This window comes from Pseudomonas sp. EL_65y_Pfl2_R96, assembly GCF_963970905.1.
GTDB lineage: Bacteria > Pseudomonadota > Gammaproteobacteria > Pseudomonadales > Pseudomonadaceae > Aquipseudomonas.
Genome location: NZ_CAXAQH010000024.1, coordinates 70,231 through 95,551 on the forward strand (window position 1 = coordinate 70,231; position 25,321 = coordinate 95,551).

25 protein-coding genes are annotated in these 25,321 nt (G+C 59.0%); 15 read left to right on the forward strand and 10 right to left on the reverse strand.

Going from position 1 to position 25,321, the window contains the following annotated elements; all coding sequences use genetic code 11:
- Nucleotides 1–103 precede the first annotated feature (103 nt).
- From AACY49_RS21785 to dksA, 5 genes are all read right to left on the reverse strand, one after another.
- The gene (locus tag AACY49_RS21785; protein WP_258699052.1) at nucleotides 104–1,540 is read right to left on the reverse strand and encodes a sigma-54-dependent transcriptional regulator; all 1,437 of its coding nucleotides are present in this window, start codon (nucleotides 1,538–1,540) and stop codon (nucleotides 104–106) included.
- A 22-nt stretch (nucleotides 1,541–1,562) separates the two neighbouring features.
- A complete protein-coding gene (locus AACY49_RS21790) occupies nucleotides 1,563–4,517 on the reverse strand; it encodes a sensor histidine kinase (RefSeq protein WP_258699053.1) in 2,955 nt (984 codons plus the stop codon).
- A complete protein-coding gene (locus AACY49_RS21795; protein WP_003176118.1) occupies nucleotides 4,501–4,677 on the reverse strand; it encodes a hypothetical protein in 177 nt (58 codons plus the stop codon). The genes AACY49_RS21790 and AACY49_RS21795 overlap by 17 nt, the downstream gene beginning before the upstream one ends.
- 77 nt (nucleotides 4,678–4,754) lie before the next feature.
- Nucleotides 4,755–5,651 carry a tRNA glutamyl-Q(34) synthetase GluQRS gene (gluQRS, locus tag AACY49_RS21800; protein WP_258699054.1) on the reverse strand — a complete coding sequence of 299 codons (897 nt, stop codon included), beginning with the start codon at nucleotides 5,649–5,651 and terminating at the stop codon, nucleotides 4,755–4,757.
- 204 nt (nucleotides 5,652–5,855) lie between these two features.
- The gene (dksA, locus tag AACY49_RS21805; protein ID WP_030130357.1) at nucleotides 5,856–6,299 is read right to left on the reverse strand and encodes an RNA polymerase-binding protein DksA; all 444 of its coding nucleotides are present in this window, start codon (nucleotides 6,297–6,299) and stop codon (nucleotides 5,856–5,858) included.
- 334 nt (nucleotides 6,300–6,633) lie between these two features.
- Between dksA and AACY49_RS21810 the strand changes: the two genes are divergently transcribed.
- Both AACY49_RS21810 and sfsA read left to right on the forward strand, forming a co-directional pair.
- On the forward strand, nucleotides 6,634–7,806 hold the full coding sequence (locus AACY49_RS21810) for a pyridoxal phosphate-dependent aminotransferase (RefSeq protein WP_258699055.1): 1,173 nt from the start codon (nucleotides 6,634–6,636) through the stop codon (nucleotides 7,804–7,806).
- Nucleotides 7,806–8,519 carry a DNA/RNA nuclease SfsA gene (sfsA, locus tag AACY49_RS21815; RefSeq protein ID WP_339526327.1) on the forward strand — a complete coding sequence of 238 codons (714 nt, stop codon included), beginning with the start codon at nucleotides 7,806–7,808 and terminating at the stop codon, nucleotides 8,517–8,519. The genes AACY49_RS21810 and sfsA overlap by 1 nt, the downstream gene beginning before the upstream one ends.
- Here the strand turns inward: sfsA and AACY49_RS21820 are convergent.
- The gene (locus tag AACY49_RS21820) at nucleotides 8,516–8,833 is read right to left on the reverse strand and encodes a Rieske (2Fe-2S) protein (protein ID WP_258699057.1); all 318 of its coding nucleotides are present in this window, start codon (nucleotides 8,831–8,833) and stop codon (nucleotides 8,516–8,518) included. The two genes, sfsA and AACY49_RS21820, sit on opposite strands and share 4 nt — an antisense overlap.
- A 272-nt stretch (nucleotides 8,834–9,105) precedes the next feature.
- On the opposite strand from AACY49_RS21820, the gene AACY49_RS21825 reads away from it, so the two are divergent.
- From AACY49_RS21825 to AACY49_RS21835, 3 genes are read left to right on the forward strand one after another with little or no spacing between them, the layout of a single operon-like run.
- Nucleotides 9,106–10,089, forward strand: a complete 984-nt coding sequence (locus tag AACY49_RS21825) for a FecCD family ABC transporter permease (RefSeq protein WP_258700656.1) — start codon at nucleotides 9,106–9,108, stop codon at nucleotides 10,087–10,089.
- Nucleotides 10,089–10,856, forward strand: a complete 768-nt coding sequence (locus AACY49_RS21830) for a heme ABC transporter ATP-binding protein (RefSeq protein WP_339526329.1) — start codon at nucleotides 10,089–10,091, stop codon at nucleotides 10,854–10,856. The genes AACY49_RS21825 and AACY49_RS21830 overlap by 1 nt, the downstream gene beginning before the upstream one ends.
- Nucleotides 10,857–10,868: 12 nt before the next feature.
- On the forward strand, nucleotides 10,869–11,738 hold the full coding sequence (locus AACY49_RS21835) for a ChaN family lipoprotein (protein ID WP_339526331.1): 870 nt from the start codon (nucleotides 10,869–10,871) through the stop codon (nucleotides 11,736–11,738).
- A gap of 266 nt (nucleotides 11,739–12,004) precedes the next feature.
- Here AACY49_RS21835 and AACY49_RS21840 read toward each other — a convergent pair whose 3' ends face one another.
- The 3 genes from AACY49_RS21840 to AACY49_RS21850 form a co-directional block, all read right to left on the reverse strand.
- Entirely contained in the window at nucleotides 12,005–12,277 is a 273-nt protein-coding gene (locus tag AACY49_RS21840) for a TfoX/Sxy family protein (protein WP_009050884.1), read from the reverse strand.
- 242 nt (nucleotides 12,278–12,519) lie between these two features.
- Nucleotides 12,520–12,864, reverse strand: a complete 345-nt coding sequence (locus tag AACY49_RS21845) for a pentapeptide repeat-containing protein (protein ID WP_339526333.1) — start codon at nucleotides 12,862–12,864, stop codon at nucleotides 12,520–12,522.
- Nucleotides 12,865–12,955: 91 nt separating this feature from the next.
- Entirely contained in the window at nucleotides 12,956–14,512 is a 1,557-nt protein-coding gene (locus AACY49_RS21850; RefSeq protein WP_339526335.1) for a bifunctional aminoglycoside phosphotransferase/ATP-binding protein, read from the reverse strand.
- Nucleotides 14,513–14,630: 118 nt separating this feature from the next.
- Here AACY49_RS21850 and mrcB point away from each other — a divergent pair, with 118 nt between their 5' ends.
- Genes mrcB through AACY49_RS21865 form a run of 3 tightly spaced genes read left to right on the forward strand, consistent with a single transcriptional unit; the run spans nucleotide 14,631 to nucleotide 18,035 of the window.
- A complete protein-coding gene (mrcB, locus tag AACY49_RS21855) occupies nucleotides 14,631–16,949 on the forward strand; it encodes a penicillin-binding protein 1B (protein WP_339526337.1) in 2,319 nt (772 codons plus the stop codon).
- A 16-nt stretch (nucleotides 16,950–16,965) separates the two neighbouring features.
- Nucleotides 16,966–17,700, forward strand: coding sequence for a tetratricopeptide repeat protein (locus AACY49_RS21860; protein WP_258699063.1), 735 nt, complete (start codon nucleotides 16,966–16,968; stop codon nucleotides 17,698–17,700).
- Nucleotides 17,700–18,035 carry a YqcC family protein gene (locus AACY49_RS21865; RefSeq protein ID WP_258699064.1) on the forward strand — a complete coding sequence of 112 codons (336 nt, stop codon included), beginning with the start codon at nucleotides 17,700–17,702 and terminating at the stop codon, nucleotides 18,033–18,035. The genes AACY49_RS21860 and AACY49_RS21865 overlap by 1 nt, the downstream gene beginning before the upstream one ends.
- A gap of 21 nt (nucleotides 18,036–18,056) precedes the next feature.
- Here the strand turns inward: AACY49_RS21865 and AACY49_RS21870 are convergent, their stop codons facing one another.
- Entirely contained in the window at nucleotides 18,057–18,479 is a 423-nt protein-coding gene (locus tag AACY49_RS21870; RefSeq protein ID WP_258699065.1) for a DUF4124 domain-containing protein, read from the reverse strand.
- A 401-nt stretch (nucleotides 18,480–18,880) separates the two neighbouring features.
- Here AACY49_RS21870 and AACY49_RS21875 point away from each other — a divergent pair, with 401 nt between their 5' ends.
- The 7 genes from AACY49_RS21875 to AACY49_RS21905 all read left to right on the forward strand — a co-directional run.
- Nucleotides 18,881–20,605 (forward strand): acetolactate synthase 3 large subunit, encoded by a 1,725-nt coding sequence (locus AACY49_RS21875; protein WP_258699066.1) that lies wholly within the window; start codon nucleotides 18,881–18,883, stop codon nucleotides 20,603–20,605.
- A 2-nt stretch (nucleotides 20,606–20,607) separates the two neighbouring features.
- The gene (gene ilvN / locus AACY49_RS21880; protein WP_057450890.1) at nucleotides 20,608–21,099 is read left to right on the forward strand and encodes an acetolactate synthase small subunit; all 492 of its coding nucleotides are present in this window, start codon (nucleotides 20,608–20,610) and stop codon (nucleotides 21,097–21,099) included.
- Between the two features lie 47 nt (nucleotides 21,100–21,146).
- Nucleotides 21,147–22,163 carry a ketol-acid reductoisomerase gene (gene ilvC, locus AACY49_RS21885; protein WP_003228216.1) on the forward strand — a complete coding sequence of 339 codons (1,017 nt, stop codon included), beginning with the start codon at nucleotides 21,147–21,149 and terminating at the stop codon, nucleotides 22,161–22,163.
- Nucleotides 22,164–22,308: 145 nt separating this feature from the next.
- On the forward strand, nucleotides 22,309–23,166 hold the full coding sequence (gene pssA, locus AACY49_RS21890; protein WP_095055878.1) for a CDP-diacylglycerol--serine O-phosphatidyltransferase: 858 nt from the start codon (nucleotides 22,309–22,311) through the stop codon (nucleotides 23,164–23,166).
- Between the two features lie 63 nt (nucleotides 23,167–23,229).
- Nucleotides 23,230–24,243 (forward strand): protein-methionine-sulfoxide reductase catalytic subunit MsrP, encoded by a 1,014-nt coding sequence (gene msrP / locus AACY49_RS21895; RefSeq protein WP_339526346.1) that lies wholly within the window; start codon nucleotides 23,230–23,232, stop codon nucleotides 24,241–24,243.
- Complete coding sequence (gene msrQ / locus AACY49_RS21900; protein WP_339526348.1) at nucleotides 24,243–24,863, forward strand: protein-methionine-sulfoxide reductase heme-binding subunit MsrQ; 621 nt, start codon at nucleotides 24,243–24,245, stop codon at nucleotides 24,861–24,863. The genes msrP and msrQ overlap by 1 nt, the downstream gene beginning before the upstream one ends.
- Nucleotides 24,864–25,134: 271 nt before the next feature.
- Nucleotides 25,135–25,321, forward strand: a 187-nt coding sequence (locus tag AACY49_RS21905; RefSeq protein ID WP_339526350.1) for a hypothetical protein, incomplete at its 3' end; no start/stop codon positions are given.

A 25,321-nucleotide genomic window follows, 5' to 3' on the forward strand; every position in this document is an offset into this window, starting at 1 on the left:
CGGGGCTTCGTTACCGTAAGCCCCGGCTTCTGTTACGTGATAAAGCTGAGGTAACAGTTTTTCCACAATGTCACGTGTTACCCGCCCCTGCGACAGGTGCGGTTCAGCTCTCGCTGGCCACCCCGGTCTTGCGCCGCGGGATACCCAGGCGCTGACGGCGCTCCCACAGGCATTTGCGACTGACCCCGAGTTTTCGGGCCAGTTCGGTTTCGGTCATGTGGTCCTGATGCTCGAGAACGAAGTGCTGGAAGTAGTCTTCCAGTGACAGGTCTTCGGTCGGTTCGTGGCTGGTGTTACCGGCATTGTTGCCCTGTTGGGGCGCCAGGCCAATGAAGTCGTCGTCTTCCAGATCGCTGAGTTCGATGTCGATACCCAACAGCTCGGCGGAAATCTCCGGGCTCTCGCACAGGATCACCGCGCGCTCGACCGCGTTTTCCAGCTCGCGAACGTTACCCGGCCAGGAGTAATGCCGAATCGCCTGCTCGGCATCCGGGGCGAATTTCAGATCGGTGCGGTTGACCCGCGCGCTCTGCCTTGCGAGGAAAGCATTGGCAATTTCGTTGACGTCCGCGCCGCGTTCGCGCAGGGCCGGCAGTTTCAGGGCGATCACGTGGAGGCGGTAATACAAGTCTTCACGGAACTGGCCGATCTTCGCCAGGCTCTTGAGGTCCCGGTGGGTCGCGGCGATCAAGCGTACATCGACCTTCTGCGACTGCACCGAGCCGACCCGGCGGATTTCACCTTCCTGCAACACCCGCAACAGGCGGGCCTGGGCTTCCAGTGGCAGTTCGCCGATTTCATCAAGGAACAAGGTGCCGCCGTCCGCTGCTTCCACCAACCCGGCACGCCCGGCGCTGGCGCCGGTGAACGCGCCTTTTTCGTGGCCGAACAGTTCGGACTCGATCAGGCTTTCCGGAATGGCCGCGCAGTTCACCGAAATCATCGGGGCCTTGGCGCGTTTGGACAGGTTGTGCAGGGCGCGTGCTACCAGTTCTTTACCGGTACCGGATTCACCCTGGATCAGAACGTTGGAATCGGTCGGCGCGACTTTGCGGATCTTGCTGTATAGGTCCTGCATCGGCGGGCACGAGCCGATGATGCCGATTTCGCCGTTGCTGTTATCGACACCGCTTTTCGCGGCGCCATTGGAAGCTTTGCCGACGACCGGCTCACCGCTGGCTTGCGCCGATTGCCGGTCACGCAGGATTCGTGCGACGGCCTGGAGCATTTCGTCGTGATCGAAAGGCTTGGCGATGTAATCCACCGCGCCCATCTTCATTGAGTCGACGGCCGAACGCAGGCTGGCGTAACTGGTCATGATCAGCACCGGAGTGCCTTGACCAAGTTTGATCAACTCGGTGCCAGGTGCGCCCGGCAGGCGCAGGTCGCTGACGATCAGGTCAAACGTGGGAATGCTGAAACGCTCTTGTGCTTCCTGCACGGATCCGGCTTCGCTGACCTGGTACTGGTTACGTTCCAGCAGACGGCGCAAGGCGGAGCGGATAATTGTTTCGTCTTCGACGATCAAAATGTGCGGCATTGATTCGATACTCTCGACGGTCTCAGTTCACAGCGGACGTCGCTTCGACATGACGCGGCAAAGTCACCCGGATACGGGTGCCGCGTTGGCTTTGAACATCAGCCGGGCTGTCGATGGTGATTTGTCCATAATGCTCTTCAACGATGGAATAGACTAGTGCAAGGCCCAGACCGGTGCCTTCGCCAGGATCCTTGGTGGTGAAGAAAGGTTCGAACAGTCGGTCCATGATGCTCGAGGGAATACCGCTGCCTTCGTCTTCGACGATCAGATCGACCGTGTGTTCGCCGGCTTCGCTTTTGACTCGCACCGCACTGCCCGCAGGTGAGGCGTCGCGGGCGTTTGAGAGCAGGTTGATCAATACCTGGGCGAGCCGCTGCGGGTCGCCTTCGACCCAGTGATCGGGGTCACACAGGTTGTAGAACTGTACTTCGAAATTGCGCCGGTTCAGGGCAAGCAGGCCGATGGCATCCTGGGCCACTTCCGCCAGACAGACGGGCTCGTCGCTGTGCTGATGACTGCCGGCATGGGCGAAACTCATCAGCGACTGAACGATGCGCGACACACGTTTGGTCTGCTCCAGAATCTGCCCGCTTATTTCCGTCAACTCGCTGTCTTCTTCACGCTCTTCGCGCAAGTTTTGCGCGAGGCAGGCAATGCCGGTGATCGGGTTGCCGATTTCATGGGCCACACCGGCCGCCAGTCGGCCGATGCTGGCCAGGCGCTCGGAGTGCACCAGTTTATCTTCGAGCATCTGGGTTTCGGTCAGGTCTTCCACCAGCAGCACCAGGCCGCTGTTACCCGGCGCCAGCGGTTCGTCGATCGCCGCTTTGTGCAGGTTCAGCCAGCGGGTCTGGCCGTCGAGGGCCAGGTGCTGCTTGTGCAAGTGCTCGTCCGGCAGATTGATGAAGCCTTGCAGCAGTTCTTTCCACGGATCGGCAATGGTGCTCAGGCGTGAACCCACCACACGCTGCGCGGCAATTCCGGTCAGTTCCTCCATGGCTTTGTTCCACATGAGGATTTCCTGATCCTTGGCCAGCGAGCACACGCCCATCGGCAGTTCCTGCAAGGTCTGGCGGTGGTAGCGGCGCAGGGCATCGAGTTCGGCGGCAAGGCCGGTGAGGCGCGAGTGGTAATCCTCGAGGCGACTTTCGATGAAGTGGATGTCTTCGGTGACGTAGTTTTCGCCGCCAGCCTTGTAGGGCAGGAAGGTTTCGACCATGTCCTGCGCCACGCTTGGCCCCATCAGGCCGGACAGGTTGGCTTCGATTCGGTCGCGCAAGCGGCGCAAGGCGTATGGCCGGCGCTCGTCGAACGGCAGATAGAGGTCACGCAGGGCTTGTTCGACTTCTTTCTGGGCAGCCTTGGCGCCCAATGGTTTTGCAAGCTGCGTGGCGAACTCCTGAGGCGAGGCAGCGTGCAGTTCGCGGCGTTGCGGGCGGCGAACGTTGTCCACCGCGCAGGCTTCGGCGGCGCTGGCCTCTTCGGGGCTGGCATTGGTGAACAACGAGATCAGCGTGAACATCAGCACGTTGGCGGCCAGCGAGGCAATCGCTGCCATGTGCCAGCTGGTGTCGTCCAGCACGTAAATCATGTTCAGCAGCGGAATGTAGAAGCCCTGCAGATTGCCGACCAGCGGCAGCAGCATGGTCACCACCCACACCAGAATCCCCGCCAGCAGGCCTGCGATGAAGCCGCGACGGTTGGCGGTCGGCCAGTACAGCACTGACAATACCCCCGGCAGGAACTGCAACGTGGCGACGAAGGCGACGATGCCGAGGTTAGCCAAGTCTTGCTCGGCGCCCAGCATCAGGTAGAAACCGTAACCGGCCATGATGATCGCGACGATCAGTGCCCGGCGGGTCCATTTCAGCCAACGGTAGATATTGCCTTCGGCCGGCGGCTGATAGAGCGGCAGCACCAGATGGTTCAACGCCATCCCCGACAGTGCCAGCGTGGTGACGATGATCAGGCCGCTGGCCGCCGACAATCCGCCGACATAGGCCAATAGCGCAAGGGCTTTGCTATTGGCGGCGATGCCGATGCCCAGGGTGAAGTATTCCGGATTGGTCGTGGCGCCGAGTTTCAGCCCGGCCCAGAGAATCAGCGGCACCGCGAGGCTCATCAACAGCAGAAACAGCGGTAAACCCCAGCTAGCACTGACCAGCGAGCGCGGGTTGAGATTTTCGGTAAAGGTCATGTGATACATGTGCGGCATCACGATCGCCGAGGCGAAGAACACCAACAGCAGCGTGCGCCACGGGCCTTCCTGCAATGGCGTATGCAGGGCGGCGAGGGCGGTCTGGTTTTGCAGCAGCCACAGTTCCAGCTGCTGCGGGCCGTCGAACACGCCATACAGTGCATACAGACCGACACCGCCAAGCGCGATCAACTTGATCACTGACTCGAAGGCAATCGCGAACACCAGGCCTTCATGCTTCTCACGGGTGGCGATATGGCGCGAGCCGAAGAAAATCGTGAACAGCGTAATCAGCGCGCAGAAGCTCAGGGCCACGCGATGCTGTACCGGCTCGCGAGTGAGGATGCTGATGGAGTCTGCCACCGCCTGAATCTGCAACGCCAGCAACGGCAGCACGCCGATCAGCATGAAGATCGTGGTGAGTGCACCCGCCCAGGTGCTGCGGAAACGAAACGCGAACAGGTCGGCCAGGGACGAGAGTTGATAAGTGCGGGTGATTTTCAGGATCGGGTACAAGAGCACGGGCGCCAGCAGAAAGGCTCCGGAAACCCCGAGGTAACTGGACAGAAAGCCATAACCGTACTGATAGGCCAGGCCCACCGTACCGTAAAACGCCCAGGCACTGGCGTATACACCCAGCGACAGGGTGTACGTCAGCGGGTGGCGAATGATCGCCCGGGGGATCATGCCCCGTTCGCTGATCCAGGCCACACCGAACAGCACCGCCAGGTACGCGGCGCTGATCAGGATCATCTGGGTCAGGCTAAAGCTCATCGGCATCTTTTTGGCTCTGCAGGATGAAGGTCACGACGATCAGAATCAGCCAGAGCAAATAAGGGCGATACCAGGCGCCCGTGGCGTCGATCCACCAATCCATGATGGCCGGGGAAAACAGATAAATCCCCACTACCAGGAGCAGGACCAAGCGATAGATGTACATCCCGGCCTCTCTCTTTTATGCGCGTGCCCGAAAACGTGCGGCGATGGTAACGGATGGGCGCGCCACTGCAAGTGGCATCACTGCAGTTGCGCTTCGGGCAGTGTCAGTGTGCGCGGGATCAGCGATGCATCCCAGTGGGCAATGCCCCAGTTCAGCACTTCCCGTGGTGTGGCGTCATTCAGTTCGATCACAGGCTTGTGCCCCAGTGCCCGCAATGCACGCAGTAACAGCGGCGTGGCCTGATCTTCGGCCAGCGGTGGCGAGCGATAGGATTTGCCGAGTTTGTGGCCGTCCGGCTGGGTAATCAGCGGGATGTGCAGGTAGCGCGGTTGCGGCAGGCCAAGCAGTTCTTGCAGATAGAGTTGGCGTGGCGTGGAATCCAGTAAATCGGCGCCGCGCACGATATCGGTGATGCCTTGCCAGGCGTCGTCCAGTACCACCGCCAATTGATAGGCATAGAACCCGTCGCGGCGGCGGATCACGAAATCGCCAACCTCACGCCCCAGGTGTTGACGGAACTCGCCCTGCACCCGGTCGATGAAGTGGTATTCCAGCTCCGGTACGCGCAGGCGAATCGCCGCGTTCTCGGTGCCGTGCCCCGCGTTGCGGCAGAACCCGGGATAGATGCCGTGGTACGGCTCCAGTTGCTTGCGCGAACAGGTGCAAGCGTAGGCCAGGCCCTGATTGAACAGGCGATTGATGACTTCGTCGTAGGCAGCGTGCCGGTCACTCTGTCGGACCATGTCGCCATCCCACTCGAAACCGTAGCATTCCAGTGCCTTGAGAATCGCCGCCTGAGCACCGGGTTCTTCGCGCGGCGGATCGAGATCTTCCATGCGCACCAACCAACGGCCACCGACCGCACGGGCGTCTAGGTAGGAGGCCAGTGCTGCGACCAGCGAACCGAAATGCAGATGCCCACTGGGGGTGGGGGCGAAGCGCCCGATATAGAGAGGGGAAGTCGTGGCAGTCATGGACGAATGTTACTTTCTCTGGTCGTGCGCAAGTCCCTGTGGGAGCGAGCTTGCTCGCGAAGGGGCCATCAGCTCCAACATTGGTGTTGCCTGACACACCGCATTCGCGAGCAGGCTCGCTCCCACAGGTTTTCTGCCAAGGCGAAATTCAGAAACAAAAAACGGAGCGTTCGCACGCTCCGTTCTTCGTTCAAGTCGCCAAGATCACTTGCCGACTTGCTTTTCCTTGATTTCCGCCAGGGTCTTGCAGTCAACGCACATGTCGGCGGTAGGGCGGGCTTCCAGTCGCTTGACGCCGATTTCGACGCCGCACGATTCGCACCAGCCGTATTCTTCGTCTTCGATCAATTGCAGGGTTTTGTCGATTTTCTTGATCAGCTTGCGCTCGCGGTCGCGGGCGCGCAATTCGAGGCTGAATTCCTCTTCCTGGCTGGCACGGTCTGCCGGGTCAGGAAAGTTGGCCGCTTCGTCTTTCATGTGATCAACAGTACGGTCGACTTCCTGCATCAAGTCCTGTTTCCACTTGTTCAGGATCTTGGTGAAGTGCGCGCGCATGGGCTTGCCCATGTACTCTTCGCCCTTTACTTCTTTGTAGGGTTCGAAGCCGCTGATCGACTGGTTCTGCTGTTGCTTTGCTTGGGTGGGCATGAAATGGACCGCCTCTACTCTTGTAATCCATTGCGCAGGATTGCTCCATCACCGACACCTGCCGGCCCTGCGGCTGCAAGCGGGCGAACTTACCAGATCAAATCGGACCGCGCTACTCCCTGATGTCGAGCCCGCGGCCTGCGGTGCTTGCAAAAGTTTGCAAAGCCTTGTCTGGTGGCTCCGGAGACCTGATCAATTATTGATTTTAGTCAAACCTGGAGCATACGCTTGAACCGTTTGAAACCAGCGTTATATAGGCTCTGACCGCTTTAGGTTCTCGCCCGTTCCTGCGCTTGGGTAGAATCGATTCTTTTCCTCGTTGTAAGGAAGGCTAATGGCTCCGTCCTACAGTGCGCGCAGTCGCGCTATCGAACCGTTCCACGTCATGGCCCTGCTGGCGCGGGCCAATGAGCTGCAAGCGGCCGGCCACGACGTGATTCACCTGGAAATCGGCGAGCCGGACTTCACCACCGCCGAGCCGATCATCCAGGCCGGCCAGGCTGCGCTGGCGGCGGGGAAGACTCGTTACACCGCTGCCCGCGGCACTCCCGAGCTGCGTGAGGCCATTTCGGGCTTTTATCAGCAGCGTTACGGGCTGAACATCGATCCGCGACGCATCCTCATCACGCCCGGCGGTTCAGGCGCCTTGTTGTTGGCCACGGCCTTGCTGGTGGACCCAGGCAAACACTGGTTGCTGGCAGATCCGGGTTACCCGTGCAACCGGCACTTCCTGCGGCTGGTGGAAGGTGCTGCGCAACTGGTGCCGGTCGGCCCGGACGTGCGTTATCAGCTGACCCCGGACCTGGTCGCGCGTCACTGGGATCATGACAGCGTCGGTGCTCTGGTGGCATCGCCGGCCAACCCGACCGGGACCATCCTGACCCGCGACGAATTGGCCGGGCTGTCTGCGGCGATCAAGGCTCGCCACGGTCATTTGGTGGTCGACGAGATCTACCATGGCCTGACTTACGGCACGGATGCGACCAGCGTGCTGGAAGTCGATGACAGCGCCTTTGTCCTCAATAGTTTCTCCAAGTATTTCGGCATGACTGGCTGGCGCCTCGGTTGGTTGGTCGCGCCTGAAGCGGCGGTCGGTGAGCTGGAGAAACTCGCCCAGAACCTCTACATCAGCGCGCCGAGCATGGCCCAGCACGCCGCACTGGCCTGCTTCGAACCCGCCACCATCCGCATTTTCGAGGAGCGCCGCGCCGAGTTTGGTCGACGTCGTGATTTCCTGCTGCCCGCCTTGCGGGAGTTGGGCTTCGGTATCGCCGTGGAGCCCGAAGGCGCGTTCTATTTGTACGCCGATATCAGCAAATTCGGCGGTGATGCCTTCGCGTTCTGCCAGCACTTTCTCGAAACCGAGCACGTTGCTATCACGCCGGGCCTGGACTTCGGCCGCCATCAGGCCGGGCATCACGTACGCTTTGCCTACACCCAAAGTCTTCCGCGCTTGCAAGAAGCGGTCGAGCGGATCGCCCGCGGTTTGAAGAGCTGGCAAGGCTGATGCGCTTTCATCCTCCCCTGGAAGAAGGTCGCTTGATTCGTCGCTACAAACGTTTTCTTGCCGATATCGAAACCGTTAGCGGCGAGTTGCTGACCATTCACTGCCCGAACACCGGTTCGATGCTTAATTGCCAGGTCGAAGGCGGGCAAGTCTGGTTTAGCCGCTCCAGCGACCCCAAACGCAAGTTGCCCGGCACCTGGGAAATCGGCGAAACCCCACAGGGGCGGCTGTTCTGCGTGAACACCGGGCGTGCCAACGGTTTGATCGAGGAGGCGTTGCGCGCCAATGTCATCACCGAGTTGAACGGTTTTACCGAACTGAAGCGCGAAGTGGCCTATGGTCAGGAAAGCAGCCGCATTGATTTCCGTCTCGATTATCCGAGCGGGCCAGCCTATGTCGAAGTCAAAAGCGTCACCCTGGGCTTCGATGGCTCGGCGGTGGCGGCGTTTCCTGACGCGGTGACCCAGCGCGGAGCCAAGCATTTGCGTGAACTGGCCCATTTGGCCCGGGACGGGATTCGCGCTGTGCAGTTGTATTGTGTGAATCTGACCGGCGTTGACTCCGTGCGTCCAGCAGAGGAAATCGATTCGGCCTATGCGGCGGCGTTACGCGAAGCGGTAGCGTGCGGAGTCGAAGTGTTGGCGTATGGCGTGCGCTTGACCCACGAAGAGATGGTGGTCGATCGGCGGCTGGATGTGTTGTTGAACGGTTAGAGCGTGACCCAGATTCCTTGCTCATCTTCGCAGCAGGGGATGGTGGTCAGGGATTGTCCGGCGCACGGTCCGGCGACGCATTCGCCGTCCTCGATCAGAAACAGTGCGCCGTGGGTGGCGCACTGGATCAGGCTGTTGCTGGGGTCGAGAAACTGGTCGGGTTTCCATTCCAGTCCGACGCCACGGTGCGGGCAACGATTTTCATACACATACACTCGACCGCCTCGGCGCACGGCCAGAAGCTTCTGACCGTCGACGTCGAAACCGCGACTGCTGGCGTCAGCCAATTCGGCGCCTGTGCAAAGAAGTTTCATGTCTATCCTCAAGTCATGCAGCTCGCGACCAGGTATGTCCGAGCTTGATGTGCAAATGCAAGCAATTATCAAATGGCCGCTCACCCGCTCACCCGCTCACCCGCTCACCCGCTGGGCGATTGCCGGATGCCGAGGATACTTGGCCTGTCAACTCTATGCCCGGGAAACCTTTAAAGGAGGCTGTTCATGCACCTGTTCTATCCCGGTACGACGGGTCAATGACCCTTCTGGTTAAACCTCATGCGTTGTTCATTGGTCTGAGCCTGCTGTGTTTGCTGGCGATCTGGCTGTCGCTGGCGCTGGGGCCGGTGAGTTTGCCGTTGTTCGACACGTTGCGGGCGGCGCTGCGGCTGATCGGTTTGCCCATTGCGCCCGACGGGTTGGAGCAGGCTGAGCTGATCCTTGGGCAGATTCGCCTGCCGCGTACCTTGCTGGGATTGGCGGTGGGCGGTGTGCTGGCACTGTCCGGCGTAGCGATGCAGGGTTTATTTCGCAACCCGCTGGCCGACCCGGGATTGGTGGGAGTGTCCAGCGGTGCGGCGTTGGGCGCGGCCATCGCGATTGTCGGCGGCTCGGTGTTCGGCGGTCTGCCTGTATCCTTCGGACCTTATCTGCTGTCGGTGTGCGCGTTTCTCGGCGGGTTGGGGGTGACGGCGCTGGTCTATCGGCTGGGGCGGCACAATGGTCAGACCAACGTTGCGACCATGTTGCTGGCCGGTATTGCGTTAACTGCCTTGGCTGGCTCGGCGGTCGGGTTGTTCACCTATCTGGCAGATGACGCGACTCTGCGCACCCTGACATTCTGGAACCTGGGCAGCCTTAACGGTGCCAGTTATTCGCGACTCTGGCCGTTGCTATTGGTGAGCACCGGTGTGGCGCTGTGGTTGCCGCGCCGGGCCAAGGCCTTGAATGCATTGTTGCTGGGAGAGTCGGAGGCCGGTCACCTGGGTATCGACGTCGAAGGCCTCAAGCGCGAACTGGTGTTCTGTACGGCGCTGGGCGTTGGTGCGGCGGTAGCGGCAGCCGGGATGATCGGGTTTGTCGGGCTGGTGGTACCGCATCTGGTACGGCTGCTGGCCGGCCCCGATCATCGGGTGCTGTTGCCTGCATCGGTATTGGCGGGGGCCAGTCTCTTATTGTTTGCCGACCTGGTGGCGCGGCTGGCCCTGGCGCCGGCCGAGCTGCCGATCGGGATCGTTACGGCCTTCATCGGTGCGCCGTTCTTTCTGTATTTACTGCTCAGAGGGCGTGCCTGATGTTGCGAGCGCAGAATCTGCAAATCCGGCGCGGTCGAAAGATTGTCCTCACGGATATCACCCTTGTGCTTGAACCGGGTGAAGTCCTTGGCGTGCTGGGCCCCAACGGTGCCGGTAAAAGCACGTTGCTCGGCGCCCTGAGCGGCGAATTGCATGCGGACCAAGGCAGTGTCTGGCTCGATGAGCGTGAGTTGCGTCATTGGCCTGGTGCGCAACGAGCCCAGCGTCTGGCGGTGTTACCGCAGGTGTCGACCCTGGACTTTGCCTTCCGTGTCGAAGAGGTCGTCGGTATGGGGCGTCTGCCTTATCAAAGCGGTCGGGTCCGGGATGACGAGATCGTCGCCGCCGCACTGCATGCGGCCGATGCGGAGCACTTGAGCGGTCGCAGTTATCTGGCGTTGTCCGGCGGCGAGCGTCAGCGGGTGCATCTGGCACGAGTGCTGGCGCAACTCTGGCCGGGCGGGGCGGGGCAAACGCTGTTGCTCGATGAACCGACGTCGATGCTCGACCCGCTGCATCAGCACACGACCCTGCAAGCGGTGCGCGAGTTCGCCGATCACGGCGCGGCGGTACTGGTGATCCTGCATGATCTGAACCTGGCGGCGCGTTATTGTGATCGCTTGTTGCTGCTTGAAGGTGGGCGTCCCGTAGCGCTGGACACGCCGGAACAGGTATTGCGCCCAGAGCCGCTCAAGGCCGTGTTCGGGCTGGAAGTATTGGTGCAACCGCACCCGGAGCGTGGGCATCCGCTGATCATCGCCCGCTGAGGTGTTTTAGGGATGAAAACACGCGTGATGGTTTTTCTGGCTGCGCTGTTACTGAGTGCTTGCCAGCATGTATCGGTACCGCCGCCGGTCAGCGGCGAAATCCGGGATCTGCACAGCGGTCAGATCCTGACGGCGCAGGAACTGCTTGCACGGTTGGCTGGGCCTTCGCGGCTGATCGTCGGCGAGCGGCATGACAATCGTGATCACCATCAACTGCAATTGTGGTTATTGCAGGCACTGGGTGAGTGGCGACCGCAAGGCAGTCTGCTACTGGAAATGCTCACGCCGGATCAACAAGTGCGCGTCAATGACGTTCGGCATGCTTCACCGTTGCCGACTGACTTGTCCAGTGCATTGGCCTGGCAGCCGGGGTGGGACTGGAATCTGTACGGGCCGATCGTTCGTTTTGCCCTGACTCAGCCGTACCCATTGCTGGCGGCTAATCTGGACATGCTTGAAGTTCGTGCTTTCTATGCCAATCCGCCGACATTGAACGGTTCGCGCTCCAACGCCCCGACGGTCAAGGATGAGTTGCTGGCACAGATCAGCGATTCCCACTGCGGCTTGCTGCCTGAATCACAAATGCCCGCGATGCTGGCCGTTCAGCAGCAGCGTGATCGGCGGATAGCCGAGCGATTACTGGCGGCACCGGTGCCTTCACTGTTGTTTGCCGGCGCGTTCCACGCACGCAAGGATGTTGGGGTGCCGATCCATGTGCTGGATCTGGGTGAGCCCGAGGCGCCAACGGTATTGATGCTGGCGGAGCGGGGCGCGGAGGTCACGCCGGCCATGGCTGATTACGTCTGGTATACGCCCGCCACGCCTGCGCAGGACTACTGCGCGCAAATGCGTAAACAGTTTGGCAAGCCGTCGGGCCAATAAAGTCAGGTGAGTTTTCCACAGGCAAAAAAAGACCCGGCAAGAGCCGGGTCAAATAACCGTGATTAGCCTGATGAGGAGATATCTGAGAGTCCGAACCAAGGGCTTTTCAAATATCGACCAGTCTCGCGACCAGTTGTGATAATCATAGCGATTCTCATTACCAAGTCAACCGCTGATTTCTGATTTCCGTGAATTACGTCATTCCTTCGCTGGAAAGCCTCGTAATCATTAGGTTTCAGGCCGTGCGTTCGAGTGAAATTACCCGTTCAATTCTTGTGGCGAGACGAAATAGCATCCAGCTGTTTGTTCAAGGCTTCCTTGCGCTCGGCGGGAATGTCGTTCCAGTGAACATCCATCAACGCGCCTTCGATCGCATACAACAACACCTTGGACGCCCGAAAACCGCGCGTGCGCACGGCCCGATAAGCATCCACAGCTCCCAGCCGACGCAAGTCCGAGGCACTGTGGATGCCCACGGCATGTAGCCATTGCGCCGATGTCTTGCCAAGATTTTTCAGGTGTTGCAGTTCATCATTCATCAAGCCTCCTTGCGACAGCCGAACAGTGCGTGGGCGAGCCTCTCAGCAGTGTAGCCATCAGTAGGAAAAGCGTGATTGTTTGGTCGGTTTCGACGCAAAAGCTTCTAAGAGGCAAACTCAAGGAGCGGCGGGAAAAGGCGGTGGATGTCGTCCGAAGGCGTATGAAGAACTGAGTTTTCGAGCAAAAAAGTACAAAGTCCGGCGCAAGGCGAGGGCGCCGGACTGGGTGAAACGTCGCTTCTTTAGTGGGCGCGATAACGCAGGCGTGTACCGAAATTCATCGACATCAGAATCTCATCGGCACTCAGCTCTGGCGGGAAGTAGGCGCCGGAGATCTGTGCGTGGGCCAGGCTCGCGCCTTCCAGGGACGCGTTGCGAAAGTCGATGCCGCGCAAGTCGGCGGAGCGGAAATAGGCATCGGTGAAGTCGATGCCATCGGCGTTCAGCTCACGCAGATCGAGACCACGGAAGTCGCCACCGACCATGTCGATGGGGCCATCCTTGGGGCGTTCGTTGTTAAAGCCTGTGATGTCGTCTTTGTGCAGCAAGGCATAAAGCGGGGTGTCGAGGATTTTCGGCTGGCTCATGTCACATCACCTGATGGTTTTATGACGCCAGTATAGTGCCACTATTTGGCGGCCGTGAAGCCGGCGAGGGCTTCACGGCTGAAATAGTTTCTTACAGCCCCGGCAGACGTTGGCGAATCTGCGCAACGACGGTGTCGAGCGTGCCACTTTCATTGGTCTGGACGCGTTTGCTGCAGAGGATTTCTGCCGGTGTCAGGGCCTCGCGGCTGGCTTGCTGGGCGGCGATAACGGCCAGGTTGGCGTCGGATGGATCGTTGTTGTCCGCCTGACGTTGTTTCAACCAACTCTCGATCACCGCTTGCGGTGCGTCGCAATCGAGGATCAGGAACGGTGCGCCGGTGGCCTCGGCGATTTTTGCCGCGCCATCACGTTGGTCGCGCTTGAGGTAGGTGGCATCGACCACCACCGGGAAACCGGCACGCAGAATGACATCGGCAACTTCATGCAGACGGCTGTAGGTGGCGGCGCTGGCATCGGCATTATAGATGCCGGCCTGAGGGTCGTTCGGTACGGTTTGCTCGCCGAACATACGCTTGCGTTCGACATCCGAACGCAGGCGTATGGCGCCCAACGCTTCCACCAGGCGCATGGCCACGTGACTCTTGCCGACGGCGGAAACGCCGTGGGTAATCGCCAGGAAGCGCGAAGGAATGGTGCTGTAGCTCTCCGCCAGGTTGGCGTAGTTGCGGTACTGGCGCAGGGTGGTGGCGCGCTGCACCGGATCGGCCTCGGCCGGCATGCTGAACAGGCTGACCTTGGCGCGAACCAGTGCACGGTAGGCTTTGTAGAAGTTCAGCAGTTCCAGGCCCTGATAGTCGCCGGTCAGTTCCAGGTATTGGCTGATGAAACGGCGCGCCAGGCTTTTCAGGCCACGGTCTTCCAGGTCCATGGCCAGGAAGCCGGTGTCGGCGTAAACGTCGGTAAAGCGGAACGGTTCGTTGAACTCGATGCAGTCGAAGATCACCACTTTGCCGTCGATCACGGTGGCGTTGCCCAAGTGAATGTCGCCATGGCATTCACGAATGAAACCGTCGGCCTTGCGCTGGACGAACAGCGGCTTGAGGCGCTCGAAGCTGCTTTCGGCCCAGGCTTGCAGTGCATCGAGTTGCAGCAGATCAGCCTTTTCACTGAGGAACGGGCGGATTTGTTCGAAATTTTGCCGTACCGGCGCCATGACGCTGTCCGGCGTGCCGGCTTCGTGTTCGGCAGGCACTTTTGGTGCGCTGAGGTGGAATTGAGCGATCTGCGCGGCCATCTCGTCGATGTGCGCGGTGGTCAGTTCACCGTTGGCTTGCAAGGTGCTGAGCAACTGGCTTTGTGGGAATTGACGCATTTTCAGTACGTAATCGACGACCGGACCATCGCCGCCCAGTTGTGGTGCCTCGGCGCTGCCGGTGATCGGCAGCACTTCAAGATACAAATCATGGGTCAGGCGCTGGTTCAGGCGCAGCTCTTCACCGCAGAAGTGCTCGCGAGCTTCAAGGCTGGTGAAGTCGAGGAAGCCGAAATTCACCGGCTTCTTCACTTTATAAGCGTAGGGGCCGGTGAGCAGCACCCAGGAAATATGGGTCTCGATGACCTGGAACCCTTCTACGGGATGCGGGTAGAGGGCCGGGTTTTGCAGGGCAGCGATCAGGGATTGGCTCACAGGCGATCCTTCAGAGTCTGGGGAAAATTCAAGGTCGTCATTATGGCTGCAAGTCCGCCCGACGCAAACCTCGGCGGGCTCCTGTTGAGGATGAATAAAGTGCGTATAATCCGCCGCCATGACTCGAACTCGATCCCCCCGTACCCCCAAAAAACCACCTTCCAGGGGCATGCGCCCCTGGCTGGGCTGGGCCCTTAAACTCAGCCTGGTTGGCCTTGTGGTGCTCGCCGGGTTCGCGGTTTACCTCGACGCCGTGGTCCAGGAGAAGTTCTCCGGAAAGCGCTGGACCATCCCGGCCAAGGTGTATGCACGCCCGCTCGAGCTGTTCACTGGCCAGAAGCTGAGCAAGGATGACTTCCTCACCGAGCTCGATGCCTTGGGCTACCGACGCGAAGCCGTCAGCAACGGCCCCGGCGCGGCGGCGGTCAATGGCAATACCGTCGACTTGAATACCCGAGGCTTCCAGTTCTATGAAGGTATGGAGACGGCCCAGCCCGTGCGCGTGCGGTTCTCCGGCGATTACGTGGCCGAGCTCTCGGCGACCAACGGTTCGAAGCTTTCTGTGGTGCGACTGGAACCACTGCTGATTGGCGGGATTTACCCGAAAAACCTTGAAGACCGCATTCTGATCAAGATCGATCAGGTTCCGCCGTATCTGCTCGAAACTCTGGTTGCCGTAGAAGACCGGGATTTTTACAGCCACTGGGGCGTGTCGCCGAAGTCGATAGCCCGAGCTATCTACGTCAACACCTCGGGCGGCAAGATGACCCAGGGCGGCAGTACGCTGACGCAACAGTTGGTCAAAAACTTCTACCTCTCCAGCGAACGCAGCCTGACCCGTAAGCTCACCGAAGCCATGATGGCGCTGTTGCTTGAGTTGCATTACGACAAACGCGAAATTCTTGAGGCTTACCTCAATGAAGTGTTCGTCGGCCAGGATGGTCAGCGCGCGGTGCACGGTTTCGGCCTGGCCAGCCAGTTCTTCTTCGGGCAGCCATTGTCCGAGCTGAAACTGCATCAAGTCGCTTTGTTGGTGGGCATGGTCAAGGGGCCGTCCTATTACAACCCGCGTCGCAACCCTGAGCGGGCGCTGGAACGGCGCAATCTGGTGCTCGATGTTCTGGGGGAACAAGGCGTTGCCACCGCCGAGCAGGTTGAGGCAGCGAAGAAAATGCCTCTGGGTGTGACCACTCGCGGCAAGTTGGCTGACAGCTCGTTCCCAGGCTTCCTCGACCTGGTTAAACGGCAGTTGCGCGAAGACTACCGCGACGAAGACTTGACCGAAGAGGGGCTGCGGATTTTCACCAGTTTCGACCCGATCCTGCAGATGAAAGCCGAAGCGTCGGTCAACGACACGTTCAAACGTCTTTCGGGTCGCAAGGGTGCCGATGACGTGGAAGCGGCGATGGTCGTGACCAACCCGGAAACCGGTGAAGTTCAGGCCATGATCGGCAGCCGTCAGGCGAGTTTTGCCGGTTTCAACCGGGCGTTGGACGCGGTGCGACCGATCGGCTCTTTGATCAAACCGGCGGTTTATCTGACAGCCCTTGAGAAGCCGAGCCAGTACACGCTGACCAGTTGGCTGTCGGACGACTACTTCTCGGTCAAAGGCGCGGACGGTCAGGTCTGGAAACCGCAGAACTATGATCGCCGTTCCCACGGTACGGTGTTCCTTTATCAAGGGTTGGCGCATTCCTACAACCTGTCGACCGCGCGTCTCGGGTTGGCGGTGGGCGTGCCGAATGTCTTGAAGACCTTGGCACGCCTGGGGGTGAGTCGCGAATTCCCGGCGTTCCCGTCGATGTTGCTCGGTGCCGGCGGTATGACCCCGATCGAAGTGGCGACCATGTACCAGACGCTGGCCAATGGCGGGTTCAATACGCCGATGCGCGGAATTCGCAGCGTACTGACTGCCGAGGGCGAGCCGCTCAAGCGTTATCCGTTCCAGATTCAGCAGCAATTTGATCCGGCGTCCATTTACCTGATCCAGAACGCCATGCAGCGCGTCATGCGCGAAGGCACCGGCAGTTCGGTTTATAACGTGTTGCCGAAAACCCTGACCCTGGCTGGCAAGACCGGTACCAGTAACGATTCGCGGGACAGCTGGTTTGCCGGTTTCAGTCAGGATCTGCTGGCAGTGGTCTGGCTGGGGCGCGATGATAACGGCAAGACACCGTTCACCGGTGCCACCGGTGCGTTGCAAGTCTGGACCAGTTTCATGCGTAAGGCCGATCCACTGCCGCTGGACATGCCGCAGCCGGACAACATTGTTCAGGCCTGGGTCGATTCGCGCACCGGCCAAGGTTCCGAAGCCAGCTGCCCAGGCGCGGTGCAGATGCCGTATATTCGCGGCAGCGAACCGCCTCCCGGTGCTGCTTGCGGTGGCGAAAGCCCTGCTGAATCGGTGATGGATTGGGTCAAGGGCTGGATGAATTAAGCAAAGAGGATTTGAAGTGAACAAGTGGTTGATTCCAGCGGTGACTGCCGTGGCTTTGCTCAGCGGCTGCTCCACCGTACAGCGTGGTTCGATCCCGGTTGTGGATGCCGGCACTGCCGTCTCCAACAGCGAGCGGATTTCGGCGAATGGCGGTTTCCGGCAGACGACGGTAAAACGTCCTGCACAGGCCCAGACTCAGGCAATCCCGCAAGGTGACACCGGCGTTGTCGTGATGGTGCCGGGTGGTGGCGCCGTCTCCTCGGCACCGATCAGCACTTCGCCGATAACCCCAGGTCCGATCACTCCGGGGCCGATTGATACCTCGCCGGTGCAGTCGGCACCGATCAATCAGGGCAGTTACACCATGCCGTCGACGCCGAGTGGGGTTCCTTCGGCGAGCTCCGGCGGCCTGTCCGCCGATGAGCAACTGGACGGTCCGGTCCTGGCGTTGTTGACCACTGCTCAGCAGCAACAGGCCAGTGGTGATCTCAACGGTGCTTCCTCCAGTCTCGAACGCGCGCAACGAGTCGCGCCGCGTGAGCCGCAAGTGCTTTATCGTCTGGCTCAGGTGCGTATGGCTCAAGGCGATGCGGCACAGGCCGAGCAGTTTGCCCGTCGTGGTCTGACGTTCGCCAATGGTCGTCCGGATCTTCAGGCCAGCCTATGGGAATTGATCGCCCAGGCCCGTGAGAAGCAGGGTGATTCAGCCGGTGCAGCGTTGGCTCGTCAGAAGGCCAAGGTTTCGCTGTGATGGATGCACGCTTCCCGAAGATTGCCGAGCAGTTGCTGTTGATCGAGCGCGAACTGCGCGTTCAGGGATGGTGGGACGAAGTGCCGCCGTCCGTTGATGCGCTTTCCAGCGTCGAGCCGTTCTCGGTGGATACGCTGGATTTCGAGCAGTGGCTGCAATGGATCTTCCTGCCAAGGATGAAGTCGATCCTGGAGCAGAACCTGCCCTTGCCCAATGCGTCGGGGATCCAGGAGATGGCCGAAATGGTCTTCGCCGCGCGCAAGGTTCAGGGCAAGGATCGGCAGCTTCAGGTCTTGCTCAAAGAGTTCGACCTGTTGATCACCGCCTCTCGCTGACCCTGAACCCGTGTAGGGTATCTACTGGCAGTTTTTCGTGATCTGTTTCTGTGCTTCGGTGATGCGCTCCTGACGTTGTTGGTCGGTCAGGCGGCGCATCTCACCGTCGACCTCCTCCCGTAGTCGCGGATTGTTCTGCAGTTGAGCCAGGTTCGTTCGGGCCTGCTCGCAGAACACTTTCAGCTGGGCCTGCTGCTCGCCGACCTGTTTTTTTACTTTGTTGTCGATGGCCTTTTGATCGCCTATGACGTTGCCGCGCGGTGGCGTGCTCGGCTTGCCGACGGGCGGGGCAGGCGTCACCACAAGGCTGGCTTCCCGGCCCTGGGGCGGTTGCGCATCGAAATGGGTGACGCCCTGGGCATCGATCCATTTATAGACCTGACCCGCCATGCACAAAGGGCTCAGGCCGATCAGCAAGCCAGCGGTGAAGAAGAACGTTCGCATGCCATTTCCTTGTCATGAGTGCGCAATTGAAGCTAACACACTTGCGGTTTAAAGGTTTTTTCTTGCGTTCTCATGCGCTTAGTTCGAATAAAGCGCATTGACGGCTTGACTTGCGATGGGCGAAACAGAAGAATCCAAAGTCCGCTGTAGAGGGACTGCCAGAAGCAGACCCACTCGGTAGATCATGAGGCGCACATCCGCGCCGACCTGTTACACCCGCAACGCGTTACCTCGCGCTGGGTGGGAAAGGCCCGCAACACTTGGGACGATCCCAATACTTGCTCAGTCAGTGCTGACGTAGTCGGCGACCACCGTCGCTCATGCTCTGCCGAGAAGTAAACCTATTAAGACCCGTCCTCTTTGTATGTGGGCGGTATTCTGGCGTTTTAGAGGTGAACAACGTGGAGCTTTTATCTGGCGGTGAGATGCTCGTCCGCTTTTTGCGTGACGAAGGCGTCAAATATATCTACGGGTACCCGGGTGGTGCTCTTCTTCATGTCTACGATGCCCTGTTCAAAGAACCGGAAGTGACCCACATCCTGGTTCGTCACGAGCAGGCTGCGACCCATATGGCCGACGGCTACGCCCGTGCCACCGGTAAAGCCGGCGTGGTACTGGTCACTTCCGGCCCGGGCGCAACCAACGCCATCACCGGTATTGCCACGGCCTACATGGACTCCATTCCGATGGTGATCATTTCCGGCCAGGTGCCTAGCACCTTGGTAGGCACCGATGCATTCCAGGAAACCGACATGATCGGTATCTCCCGGCCGATCGTGAAGCACAGCTTCATGATCAAGCACGCGTCGGAAATCCCGGAAGTCATGAAGAAAGCGTTCTACCTGGCGCAATCCGGTCGTCCTGGTCCGGTCGTTGTCGATATCCCGAAAGACATGACCAACCCGGCCGAGAAGTTCGAATACATCTTCCCGAAAAAAGCCAAGCTGCGTTCCTACAGTCCGGCTCTTCGCGGTCACTCCGGGCAAATCCGCAAGGCGGCAGAAATGCTCCTGGCGGCCAAGCGTCCTGTGCTTTATGCAGGCGGCGGCGTGATTCTCGGTGGTGGCTCCGCGCCGCTGACCGAACTGGCGAAGATGCTCAACCTGCCAGTGACCAATACCCTGATGGGGCTGGGTGCCTACCCTGGCACCGATCGTCAGTTCATCGGCATGCTCGGCATGCACGGCAGCTACACCGCCAACCTGGCGATGCACCATGCCGACGTGATCCTTGCAGTCGGTGCGCGCTTCGATGACCGCGTGATCAACGGCCCGGCCAAGTTCTGTCCGAATGCCAAGATCATTCATATCGACATTGACCCGGCTTCGATCTCCAAGACCATCAAGGCAGACGTGCCTATCGTCGGCCCGGTCGAGAGTGTCCTGACCGAAATGGTCGCGATCCTCAAGGAAATCGGCGAGACCCCGAACAAGGAGTCCGTTGCCAGCTGGTGGAAGCAAGTTGATGAGTGGCGCGGTGACCGCGGTCTGTTCCCTTACGACAAGGGCGACGGCAGCGTGATCAAGCCGCAGACCGTGATCGAAACCCTGTGCGAAGTGACCAAGGGCGACGCCTTTGTGACCTCCGACGTGGGGCAGCACCAGATGTTCGCAGCGCAATACTACAAGTTCAACAAGCCGAACCGCTGGATCAACTCCGGTGGTCTGGGCACCATGGGCTTCGGTTTTCCGGCGGCCATGGGCGTCAAGCTGAGCTTCCCGGATGATGACGTCGCCTGCGTAACGGGCGAGGGCAGCATCCAGATGAACATTCAGGAACTGTCGACCTGCCTGCAATACGGTTTGCCGGTGAAGATCGTCATTCTGAATAACGGTGTACTGGGTATGGTTCGCCAGTGGCAGGACATGAGTTATGGCAGCCGCCACTCGCACTCCTACATGGAATCGTTGCCTGACTTCGTCAAGCTGGCCGAGGCCTATGGTCACGTTGGCGTGCGCATCACCGAATCGAAAGATTTGAAGTCGAAGATGGAAGAGGCGTTCGCCATGAAAGATCGCCTGGTGGTTATCGACATTTCGGTCGACACCAGCGAGCACGTCTACCCGATGCAGATCAAAGACGGCTCCATGCGCGATATGTGGTTGAGCAAGACGGAGCGTACTTAATCATGCGGCACATTATTTCCTTGCTTCTGGAAAACGAACCGGGCGCTCTGTCTCGTGTAGTTGGCCTGTTCTCGCAGCGCAACTACAACATCGAAAGCCTGACCGTGGCACCCACCGAAGACCCGACCTTGTCGCGTCTGACGCTGACCACAGTTGGCCACGATGAAATCATCGAGCAGATCACCAAGAACCTGAACAAGTTGATCGAAGTGGTCAAGCTGGTCGACCTGTCGGAGAGTGCTCACATCGAGCGCGAACTGATGCTGGTCAAGGTCAAGGCCACCGGCGCCCAGCGCGCCGAGATCAAGCGCACCACCGATATTTATCGTGGGCAGATCGTTGATGTCAGCGCCAGCGTGTATACCGTTCAATTGACCGGTACCAGCGACAAGCTCGACAGCTTCATTCAATCGATCGGCACTGCCTCGATTCTGGAAACCGTACGCAGTGGCGTCACCGGGATTGCCCGCGGCGACAAAGTACTGAGCGTCTAAACCAAATTAGCGAATGGCCTGAAGGGCCAGATATAAAGGGGAAATTCATGAAAGTTTTCTACGATAAAGACTGCGACCTGTCGATCATCCAGGGCAAGAAAGTCGCCATCATCGGTTACGGCTCCCAAGGCCACGCTCAAGCGTGCAACCTGAAAGACTCCGGCGTTGACGTTACCGTTGGCCTGCGTAAAGGTTCGGCCACCGTTGCCAAAGCCGAAGCCCACGGCCTGAAAGTGACCGACGTTGCTTCCGCTGTAGCGGCTGCCGACCTGGTCATGATCCTGACCCCGGACGAGTTCCAGTCTTCCCTGTACAAGAACGAAATCGAGCCGAACATCAAGAAAGGCGCCACCCTGGCCTTCTCCCACGGCTTCGCGATCCACTACAACCAGGTTGTGCCACGCGCTGACCTCGACGTGATCATGATCGCGCCGAAAGCTCCGGGCCACACTGTGCGTTCCGAGTTCGTCAAAGGCGGCGGTATCCCTGACCTGATCGCTATCTACCAGGATGCTTCGGGCAACGCCAAAAACGTTGCACTGTCCTACGCTGCTGGCGTTGGCGGCGGCCGTACCGGCATCATCGAAACCACCTTCAAGGACGAGACCGAGACCGACCTGTTCGGCGAACAAGCCGTTCTGTGCGGCGGTACCGTTGAGCTGGTAAAAGCCGGTTTCGAAACCCTGGTTGAAGCTGGCTACGCGCCGGAAATGGCCTACTTCGAATGCCTGCACGAACTGAAGCTGATCGTTGACCTCATGTACGAAGGCGGTATCGCCAACATGAACTACTCGATCTCCAACAACGCTGAGTACGGCGAGTACGTGACCGGTCCGGAAGTAATCAACGCCGAATCCCGTCAGGCCATGCGCAACGCCCTGAAACGTATTCAGGACGGCGAATACGCCAAGATGTTCATCAGCGAAGGCGCTACCGGTTATCCTTCGATGACCGCCAAGCGTCGTAACAACGCCGCTCACGGTATCGAAATCATCGGCGAGCAACTGCGCTCCATGATGCCGTGGATCGGTGCCAACAAGATCGTCGACAAAGCCAAGAACTAAGTCGCGAGCTTGTACGGAAAACGCGGCCTAGGCCGCGTTTTTTCGTTTGGATCCGCCGGTTCTGGTATAAAGCTGCATCGTTTGCGGTCGAACCGTCGTCCCAGACACCTGTCGAAACTTTCCACCCCGTTGCAAGGTAATGTCCATGAGCGAACGTCCCGAAGAGCCAAAACAGGCTTCTGACGCCGAAAGCCTTCTGCCTATCGATGAACACATCGAAGAAGGGCATGACGCTGAAGGCCGTAAAGTCCGGCATCGTGGTATCTATCTTCTGCCGAATCTGTTCACCACGGCGAACCTCTTCGCAGGGTTCTATTCCATTATCAACTCGATGAGCGCCCAGAGCGCCTTGAGTGCCGGTGATGCAATCGGCGCGAGCAAGTATTTCGCGTTTGCCGCGATCGCGATTTTCGTCGCCATGGTGCTCGATGGCCTTGATGGTCGTGTTGCCCGTATGACCAATACCCAAAGCGCCTTCGGTGCCGAGTACGACTCGCTGTCGGACATGGTTGCCTTTGGTGTTGCGCCGGCATTGCTGGCGTTCGGCTGGGCCTTGGGTGATATGGGCAAGGTCGGCTGGATGGTTGCGTTCATCTATGTGGCGGGGGCGGCGTTGCGTCTGGCGCGTTTCAATACTCAGGTCGGTACGGCAGACAAACGCTACTTCATCGGTCTGGCCAGCCCGGCCGCGGCCGGTGTGGTCGCAGGCATTGTCTGGGCGTTCAGCGATTACGGCATTCAGGGCTCCAAGATGTCGTTCCTGGTTGCTCTGATGGTCGCCGCGGCTGGCATGCTGATGGTCAGTAATATCAAGTACAACAGCTTCAAGGAACTGGACTTGAAGGGGCGCGTTCCCTTTGTCGCGATCCTGGCGGTAGTGCTGGTATTTGCCGTTGTGTTCAGTGATCCGCCGCGCATCCTGCTGCTGGTCTTCCTTGGCTATGCGGCTTCTGGGCCGGTGCAGTACCTGTTACGTCTTCGTCGGCACAAAAAAGCCGAGTGATGTAATTTCCCTCATACTCCGCAGTCTATGGGTGCATCTGTCCTCCAAAGCTGCGGAGTTGTCATGCTGATCAAAGTCCCCAAAGCGTCTGACTGTCATGAGTCTGATGTCACGCCTGAATCTCTCTACCTTTCTCGTCGCAGTATCTTGGGTGCCACCGTTGCCGGTTTGGCTGTGAGCAGTCTGCCGCGCTGGGCGAATGCCGACGATGTTGCGCGTTATGCCGATGTCGAGTCTGGCAAGGCACCGTCCTGGTTTGCCGAAAAACTTCCTTCCACTAAATGGGGGGCGGTCAACGTCAAGGATGAGGCGATCACACCTTTCAAGGACGCGACCCACTACAACAACTTCTATGAGTTCGGTACCGATAAAGGTGATCCCGCGGCCAATGCCGGTGCGCTGAAAACCGAACCGTGGAGTGTGGTGGTGGACGGGGAGGTGGGTAAGCCGGGGCGGTATGCGCTGGAAGACTTCATGAAGCCTTATCAGCTGGAAGAGCGTATTTATCGTCTTCGCTGTGTGGAGGCCTGGTCGATGGTCATTCCATGGATGGGTTTTCCCATTTCAGCCTTGCTCAGGGAGGTCGAGCCGACGTCCAAAGCCAAATTCATTCGCTTCGAAACCTTGCAGGATCCCAAGAGTATGCCCGGACAGCGCTCCGGCTTTGCCTTGATCGACTGGCCTTATGTAGAGGGGTTGCGTCTGGATGAGGCGATGAACTCGTTGGCGATTCTTGCTGTAGGTATGTATGGACGTGAGTTGCCCAATCAGAACGGTGCACCATTGCGTCTGGTGGTGCCCTGGAAGTACGGCTTCAAGAGCATCAAATCCATCGTCCGCATCAGCCTGGTCAGCGAGCAGCCGAAGACTACATGGCAGAGCATTGCGGCAGATGAATATGGCTTTTATGCGAACGTGAATCCGACAGTCGATCACCCGCGCTGGACCCAGGCACGGGAACGGCGTTTGCCGAGTGGTCTGTTCAAGCCCAATGTACGAGAAACGCAAATGTTCAACGGCTACTCGGATGAAGTCGCTTCTTTATATGCAGGGCTCGATCTGCGGAAGAATTACTGATGCGATATCCGTTCTGGCGTATCGGTGTCTTCATCGCTGCAGCGATTTGGCCGCTGCTTTGGTTGTACCAAGCCTGGGCGGATGTGCTGGGGCCTGACCCGGGCAAGGTGCTGGTTGACCGTCTGGGGTTGGGGACACTTGTCCTGTTGCTCATTACGTTAAGCATGACGCCTTTGCAGAAGCTAACCGGTTGGCCAGGATGGATAGTTGTCCGGCGGCAGTTGGGGTTGTGGTGTTTCGCCTATGTGGTTCTGCATTTGAGTGGTTACGCGGTGTTCATCCTTGGCTTCGATTGGTCGCAGCTGAGTGTCGAGTTGCGCAAGCGGCCGTACATTATTGTCGGAACGCTGGGGTTTCTCTGTTTGTTGGCATTGGCAATCACCTCCAATCGTTATAGTCAGCGGCGTTTGGGGGCTCGCTGGAGGAAACTGCACCGACTGGTCTATGTGGTTCTCGGGTTTGGGTTGTTGCATATGTTGTGGATCGTTCGCGCTGATCTGAAGGAGTGGGCTGTCTATGCTTCTATAGGTGCGTTGCTATTAGTACTGCGTTTACCGCCAGTAACCCGTCGAATCCCACGTTTAACAGCTAAAAAGACACCTTCCGCCAGAAAAGCGTAATTAACGGTTGACGGCAGATTCTGGACGTCTATAATTCGCCCCACTTCCGGCGCAGTCGAAACGGAAAACTCCTTGGTAAACAATGAGTTACGCAGTTTTCGGCAGTGGTTACGCTTCAGTTCATCGAGGTCAGAAGGAGTTGGTAAGGCAGTGTGTTGTCGCCTTATTGACGGTTCGGTCTTCTCGGTCGAAAGCGGAGAAAAACAGGTGTTGACAGCAGCGACTAACGCTGTAGAATTCGCCTCCCGCTAACGAGAGATCGGAAGCGCAAGTGGTTGAAGTTGCAAAGGAAACTTTGAAAACTTCTGAAAATAACCGCTTGACAGCAACGGAGGCTGCTGTAGAATGCGCGCCTCGGTTGAGACGAAAGATCTTAACCAACCGCTCTTTAACAACTGAATCAAGCAATTCGTGTGGGTGCTTGTGGAGTCAGACTGATAGTCAACAAGATTATCAGC